Source organism: Devosia sp., from assembly GCF_034675085.1.
Classification (GTDB): Bacteria; Pseudomonadota; Alphaproteobacteria; order Rhizobiales; family Devosiaceae; genus Devosia.
Map to the genome: position 1 here is coordinate 1 of NZ_JAUCDN010000174.1, position 7,181 is coordinate 7,181.

The 7,181-nt window shown below is 64.8% G+C and carries 7 protein-coding genes and 1 other RNA gene; 4 read left to right on the forward strand and 4 right to left on the reverse strand.

The genetic code is table 11. The features are described 5' to 3' along the window. Position 1: 1 nt before the first annotated feature. Genes VDP82_RS11650 through VDP82_RS11660 form a run of 3 tightly spaced genes read right to left on the reverse strand, consistent with a single transcriptional unit; the run spans position 2 to position 2,362 of the window. Positions 2–490 carry a GNAT family N-acetyltransferase gene (locus VDP82_RS11650; protein ID WP_323015017.1) on the reverse strand — a complete coding sequence of 163 codons (489 nt, stop codon included), beginning with the start codon at positions 488–490 and terminating at the stop codon, positions 2–4. Positions 491–525: 35 nt separating this feature from the next. Continuing rightward, positions 526–1,527, reverse strand: a complete 1,002-nt coding sequence (locus VDP82_RS11655) for a DUF4424 domain-containing protein (RefSeq protein WP_323015018.1) — start codon at positions 1,525–1,527, stop codon at positions 526–528. A gap of 40 nt (positions 1,528–1,567) precedes the next feature. After that, complete coding sequence (locus VDP82_RS11660; RefSeq protein WP_323015019.1) at positions 1,568–2,362, reverse strand: thymidylate synthase; 795 nt, start codon at positions 2,360–2,362, stop codon at positions 1,568–1,570. A gap of 97 nt (positions 2,363–2,459) precedes the next feature. Between VDP82_RS11660 and VDP82_RS11665 the strand changes: the two genes are divergently transcribed. From VDP82_RS11665 to VDP82_RS11680, 4 genes are all read left to right on the forward strand, one after another. Continuing rightward, positions 2,460–2,858, forward strand: coding sequence for a RidA family protein (locus VDP82_RS11665; RefSeq protein WP_323015020.1), 399 nt, complete (start codon positions 2,460–2,462; stop codon positions 2,856–2,858). A 5-nt stretch (positions 2,859–2,863) separates the two neighbouring features. Then, positions 2,864–3,200: a transfer-messenger RNA gene (ssrA, locus tag VDP82_RS11670) on the forward strand. Positions 3,201–3,307: 107 nt separating this feature from the next. Beyond that, entirely contained in the window at positions 3,308–3,796 is a 489-nt protein-coding gene (locus VDP82_RS11675; protein WP_323015021.1) for an SspB family protein, read from the forward strand. A 10-nt stretch (positions 3,797–3,806) separates the two neighbouring features. Further along, positions 3,807–4,031, forward strand: a complete 225-nt coding sequence (locus VDP82_RS11680) for a ribbon-helix-helix domain-containing protein (RefSeq protein WP_323015022.1) — start codon at positions 3,807–3,809, stop codon at positions 4,029–4,031. 52 nt (positions 4,032–4,083) lie between these two features. Here VDP82_RS11680 and VDP82_RS11685 read toward each other — a convergent pair. Then, the coding region (locus tag VDP82_RS11685; RefSeq protein WP_323015023.1) for an AsmA-like C-terminal region-containing protein at positions 4,084–7,181 on the reverse strand (3,098 nt) is incomplete at its 5' end.

Sequence of the window (7,181 nt, forward strand, 5' to 3'; positions counted from 1 at the left end):
CTCATGCCCCCAGCCTTGCCAGCGCCTCGCCCTGGAGGCGCACCTTGGTCCATTCGTCCTGCATGATGCCGCCCTGAGCCTTGTAGAAGTCGATCGAGGGCTCGTTCCAGTCCAGCACCCACCATTCGAAACGCCCCAGCCCCTCGCGCGCGCAGCGTTTCGCCAGGTGACGCAGCAGCGCCTTGCCGATGCCCTTGCCGCGCTGGGCGGGGTCGACATAAAGGTCTTCGAGCCAGATGCCGTGTCGTCCCTGAAAGGTGGAATAGGTGTAGAACCAGAGGGCAAAGCCCACCGGCTGGCCCGCCCATTCGGCGATCTCGCAAAACACCTTGGGATCGGGCCCGAACAGATCGCGCGCGATATCGGCAGGAGTCGCCCTGGCCTCATGGGTCAGCTTTTCATATTCGGCCAGCGCGATGATGAAATCGGCGATCAGGGTGGCGTCACCGGCCCGGGCAGGCCGGATGACGAGGGAAGCGGAAACAGTCATGGACACTCGAAAATTGAACGATTGCGCGGCGCGGCTCAGAAATCCTCATGCCGCTCCAGGATCAGGATTTCCAGCTCCTTTTCGGGCCAGAAATCCTCCTGCACCATCTCGAAGGTGGTAGGCCCGATTTTCTTGACGCCCTCGCCGCAGAAAGAAACGAGGTTATCCGGGCTTCCCTTGTCCACGACCAGCCGGAAGCGATCGATGGTGCCGCCCCAATTGCCGCCCGTGGTCAAAATATAGGAAATCCACTGCTCATAGAACGGCGCCGTCCACGGTTCGTCAGGGCTTTCAAGCGTCTTGCGCACCGCCGAGAGGAACGCCTCGTCGGTGCAGTATTTGCGCTTGTAGTCCGCCGCCGGGTCATAATCCTCATAGGGCTCGCCGAGGAAGGAAACGCCCACCGTGCCGCCGACGCTGGGCTTGTAGCGGTGCTCCACCGTCACGGTTTCCCCGGCGGGGAAATTGCCCTCCCAGGTATAAGTGGCGCGATAGGTCCAGGCGGGCCAGTAATAGGTTTCCCAGCCCTCGCCGGCGTCAAATTCGTCCGGCGTCACCAGGCCCAGATGCAGCAATTGCGCAATGGTCTGCTCATCCAGCCCGTCGGTCGCGGTGCTGGCCCTGTCCGAAATCGGCACCAGCGGCAGGCCGAGTTCGCGCAGCATGTCACTGCGGTCGACTCCAACCGCAAAGGCGTATTCGTGCAGCGTCGCCTCGACCGGGGCGCCGTTGAACAATGTCTCGAACTCGAAGAGATTGTCGTCCGGCCCCGAGGGGAACGCCACCGGCGAGAAGAAATCCGGCACGATATCGGGCATGGGGAAGGCGATCAGAATATTCTGGTCGGTGTCGCTGGTATTGCGGAACTGGTAGACGACGCGAATTTCCTCGCGCGAGATGAAAAGCTCCTCGCTTTCCATCTTGATGTCCCAATTGGCGACAAATTCGAGCCCGCCAGTGGTAATGACCGCCGAGGTGTCATTGGCCAGAACAGGCGCGGCAGCAAGCAGTAGGCCGGCAATGCAGAAAAACCTCATTACGTCCTCCTATCGCCCGCCCCGGAGCTGAATCAGCCGATCACACCGACACCGCCGCCTTTATATGCGGGTGCGGATCGTAGCCCTCGAAGGCAAAATCCTCGAAGGTGAAATCCTCCAGCCGCTTCACCTCCGGATTGATCCTGAGCGTCGGCAGCGGCCTGGGCTCGCGGGTCAGTTGCAGGCGGGCCTGCTCAAAATGATTGGCGTAAAGATGCACGTCGCCGAAGGAGTGGACGAAATCGCCCACGCCCAGCCCCGTCACCTGCGCCATCATATGGGTCAGCAGGGCATAGGAGGCGATGTTGAACGGCACGCCCAGGAAGGTGTCTGCCGAGCGCTGGTAGAGCTGGCAGCTCAGCTTTCCATTGGCGACGTAGAACTGGAAGAGGCAGTGGCAGGGCGGCAGCGCCATCTCGTCCACCTCGGCCGGGTTCCAGGCCGAAACGATATGCCGACGGCTGTCGGGCCGGGTACGGATGGAGGCCACCACATTGGCGATCTGGTCGATATGGCGCCCGTCGGGGGCCGGCCAGCTGCGCCACTGGCTGCCATAGACCGGGCCGAGATCGCCGTTTTCATCGGCCCATTCGTCCCAGATCTTGACCCCGTGCTGCTGGAGCCAGCGCACATTGGTTTCCCCGCGCAGGAACCAGAGCAGCTCATAGACGATGGATTTCAGATGCAGCTTCTTTGTGGTGAGCAGGGGAAAGCCCTGCGAGAGATCGAAGCGCATCTGGTAGCCGAACAGGCTGCGCGTGCCGGTGCCGGTGCGGTCTGCCTTGTCGGCGCCGTTTTCGAGAATATCGGCCAGAAGCTTGAGATAGGGCTGCATGGGGCCAGTCTATTTCGATTCGCCTCCCGCCGTCGCATGGCTTGCCGCACCACGCACAGCTATTAGACTATCCCTATAACACAGGGAGGCTATTGCCATGTCCATCGAACATCTCAACCCCGACGGCATGCATAAAAGCCCGGTCTTTTCCCAGGGCATCATCATCCCCGCCGGCTGCCGCATCCTGCTGATCGGCGGGCAGAACGGGGTCGACGCGCAGGGCATGGTGGTGGCCCGCGACGACATTGCCGCCCAGACGGTGCAGGCCCTTGAAAACATGGTGAAGGTGCTCGAAGCCGCCGGCGCCGGCATCGAGGATCTGGTCAGCACCTCCATCTATATCCGGCAGGGCCAGGACATCCGCCCGGCCTTCGAGGCGTGGATGCGGCTGTGGGGCAACCGGACCAATCCGCCCGTGGTCAAGGCGATCAATGTTGCCGGCTTTCCCAATCCCGACGTGCTGATCGAGATCGAGGCACAGGCCGTTTTCAAATGAGCCCGTCCATTGCATCCCTGCCCCGCCATGCCTATATTGCACTTGCCCGCAAGGGCTATGGCGATAAATGGCCATCGTAATAAACCTTTCGGACCCGGGGGCAGTACCCGGCGCCTCCACCATGAGGGGGCGAAACAGGATCGACGAGGGCGTAAAGGGTGTGTTTTCGCTCGGTGAGGTACCACCGTTATCGGTCCGAAAACTTATAGTTGCCAATGACAACCATAAGGCTCCGGTCGCTCTCGCCGCGTAATGCGGTGCTAGCACTGGGAATTTAAGTCCTCCGCTCCTAGCCGGGCGACAGGCGGGGTCCGCAGGCACCTGGCAACAGAAGCCTGCACCTTCCCATCCTAAAGCGCATCCCCTCCCGCCTTTGTTCTTGAAATCCGCGGGAACGTGAGGCTGATATGAGCCGTTCTGGATTCGCCCCACGCGCCGAGGAAACTGGTATGGCCGAAGATCACATGCGTTACGACATTCTCGCCCAGGAAGCCCTGCGCGGCGTCGTGCGCAAGGTTCTGGCCGAAGTGGCCAAGACCGGCCTGCCCGGCGAGCATCATTTCTTCATTTCCTTTGCCACCCGCGCGCCCGGCGTACGGCTGAGCGAGAAGCTGCTCGGCCAGTATGACAAGGAAATGACCATCGTCATCCAGAACCAGTATTGGGACCTCAAGGTCACCGAAACCGCCTTCGAGGTCGGCCTCTCCTTCGATGGCATACCCGAAACGCTGGTGGTGCCCTTCACCGCGGTCAAGGGCTTCTTCGACCCCTCCGTGCAGTTCGGCCTGCAATTCGACCCCGCCACCGCGCCGGGCGCCGAGGAGATCGAAAGCGGCGCCGATGCCGAGGTGGAAGCCGCCGAGACCGACACTCCGCCCACCGAGACCGCACCGGGCGAAAAGGTCGTCAGCCTCGACGCCTTCCGCAAGAAGCCCTGACAGCAGGGACATGGACAAGCGTTCCCTGTCCATTGCCGGCCACCGCACCTCTATCGCCCTCGAGCCCGAATTCTGGACCGCGCTGGAGGCCATGGCCGCCGAAAAGCGGCTTTCCCTCGCCGCCCTGATCCGCACCATCGACACCACGCGGCAAACCGCCAATCTCTCCTCGGCGGTGCGGCTGGCGGTGTTGGCCTGGTATCAGGAAAAGCTGGGCGGGACGGAAGCGCGATAGTCGCGCCGCCTGTTGCGCTCACCCACATGGCATTCTGGGGACGGGACCAACCTCACATCCCCGGGTTGAGCGGAAACTGGTAGCCCGGCGTCAACGCCCCGGGCGGAAGGGGCGCCGGCGACTCGAATGGGCCTGGTTCTTCCAATTGCAGGGCTTCCTCCTCGGCTCGCCTGGCCTCTTCCTCGGCGGCTCGACGCGCGGCTTCTTCCGCCGCCCGCTGCCGCTCTTCGCGGATCAGGCGGTTGCGCTCCTCGGCGGCGGCGCGCTGGCGCGCTTCTTCCTCAAGGCGCAAGGCTTCGAGCCGGTCCACCTCGATCTCGTTGGCGCGCACCATGATGGCGGCGATCATTTCCTCGAGGTCGAGCCGATTTTGGGGGGCGATGAGACTGCCGCCCAGATGCAGCAAAATGCGTGAAATATCGCTGCTGACCAGGCCGTTGGCATCGGCAAAGTCGCGCGGCGTCAGCACGAGCGTACCATTGAGCCCAAGCGTGGCCAGCCCCAGGTTGAAGCTGCCGCTCAACTGCCCGCCATCGCCATCGATGATGAGATTGGCGATGCGCGCCACCCCGCCGGCAAGGGTAAAGGCGCCGGTGGCCATGGGCGCGGTAAAGGCCCCCTGCTGCAAGGCCAGAGCCATCACCGTGCCCAGATCCTCCCCCGCCATGTCGAGCACCCCCTCGAGCCGGGCCACGGCCGGAAAGACATTGGGCGAAAGCCCGCTGGCCGCCAGATCGGCCAGGGTGAAATTGCCCTCTCCCGCCAGCCCCGCCAGAACTTCGGCCAGACTGGCCCCGCTGCCCTCGAACTGCACGCCGCCCGAAATCCGCCCCTCCAGCGCATCGGCCAGAGCCGGGGGTGCGATGGCGGCCAGCTCCATTTCGGCAAGGCTCACCCGGCCGCTGACCGTGCGTTCGGCCAGGGAGCCGGCACAGCACAGCGTAATATCAAGCCCGAGAACGCCCTGATCGCGGCGCGCCTCGAACCGCGCCAGCCGCATGCGGCTCTCATCCCAGCTCAGCTCGAACCCGGTGCGCCCCAGCCGCTCCAGCCCGCCGGCTTCCAGGCTCTGCGCCACCACGGCAAGAGAGCCCCTTGTGGGCCGCGAATGGGCCGCGCCCGCCAACGGCCCCTCGGGCCAGAGCCCATCGCCGCCCACCAGCGCGGCGGGACCGAAAAAGGCTGCGGCAAGGCCTTCGGCCGACACCCGATCGACCTCCAGCGCCCCCGAAACCGCCGCCGTCTCGCCGGTGCGTGTCAGTGAAATCTCGCCGGAAAAGCCGGTATTCCCGGAACTTCCTTCAATATTGGTGGCGCGCAGGAGCCGCAGCCCCTCGAAATGCACATCCGCCTTGCCACTGGCTGGCGGCAGGCCCAGAGCGGCAAAGCCGGCGAGGCGAGCAAGACCGCCGGCATCATCGAGCCGCAAGGTGAGCGTGCCCGTGCCCTGCATATCCCCGTCATCGCGCCCAGCCAGATTGCCGGAAAAGCCCAGGCTTTCATCGCCCAGGCTGAGCGTGAGGCGGCTTTCCAGGCTGTTGGCCGGCGCCCCATCGAGACTGAAACTGGCCAACATGGAGCCATCGCCGGAAAAAAGCGGCGTCTCGCCCAGGCCGAGCTGGCGCGTTAACCCGGCGATGTCGTCCGATTCCAGCCCGCCGACCAGCCGCAGCGAGCCGGTGGTCAGTTGCGCCAGCCCGCCGCCCAGATCGGCGCGGAAATTGAGCTCTCCCACCCCCAGCTTGCCGGCAACATTGGCCAGTTGCGCGCCGCTGTCATCGGGAAAACTCAGATCGACCAGCACCTCGGCAGGCAGCGACGGCGCCAGCGCCGCGCGCCAACCCGCCGTCACACCCAGCCGGTCGTAGAGCGCGAGCAGCGCCGGGGCATTGGCGGTTTCTGCCCGCACCCGGCCCGAGCCCGACAGCACCGGGGCGGCAAGCGTGCCGCTGGCCACCAGCCGCGCATCGAACCCCACCCCGCCCCAATCGCCGGCCGAAAGCCGGGAGAAATCGATCCGGCCATTCCCCCATTGGCCCTCGGCTACCAATTGCTCGCCGGCGATGCCGAACACCTCCATGGCCTTTCCACTCAACGAGAAACTGCCCTGCGGAAAGCTGACGGCAAAGACCGGATCGCTGTTGAAACCCGGCAGGAGCGCAGCCAGCATGCGGCTGCCCTCGGCCCCCAGCGCATCGAAATTGCCCACCAGGTCGAGCCGTTTTTCCTCGCCGAAACCCAGGCGGATTTCGACGCCGTGGCTGCGCCCGGCCAGCGTCGCCACGCCAGCGCTCAGCCCCAGCGCGTCCCGGCCCAGCATCAGCGTGCCCTTGAGCCCGCCGGGCTGGTTGAACAGCGGATTGTTGGCGCCTGCCTTGCGCCAGAGCGCTGCCAGCCCATCGAGGCGGCGGCTTTCCAGCGCTATCTTGCCGCGAAAGCCGGGATGCCCGCCCTCATCGGATAATTGGCCATTGGCGCGGATTTCGGTGTCACCCGGCAGGCTGGCGATGAATTGCTCGATTTCCCAGGCGCTGCCATCGGTAGTGGCGTCGAGCCGCACATTGCGCAGGGCAAAGCCGCGCAGGCCCATTTCCGCCAGATCGACCCCCACCCGGCCCGGCAGAGGCGGCAGTGGCGGGGCCGGCAATTCGGACAGCAGCCGCACCGCTTCGTAAGGCAGGGTGGAAGCGTCCTCGGTGGCGTCGCGCGGCGGCAGCGAGAAGACGCCCCCCGAAATCACCGCATCGAACCCCAGCCGCTCGCCCAACTGGATGCTGGCGGCGCCGGTGAGCCGCGTGCCGGCGCGGTTTTCATCGGGTTGCATTGTATAGCCGGACAGCACCAGCCGGTCGGTCGAGGCGGTCAGCTTGCTCTCGAACACCAGATCACCGCGAATATCGGCCGCTGCTTCGGCGGCGGGCGGCTTTTGCCGGAAGATGAGACCGCCATCGAATTTGGGCGCCATGCCGGCGGTGAACAAGCCTTCCACCGACAGCGAGAATTCGCCCGAACGCGGCTGGAGGAAGGCGGAAACGCGGGAATTTCCCCCGGCATCGGCGGCGCCGGAATTGAAGCGCAGCGCGTAATTGTCCTGCTTGTAGCGGCCCGAGCCCTGGAAGGAGAGCGGCCCGCCAAAGCTGGAAAGGCGCA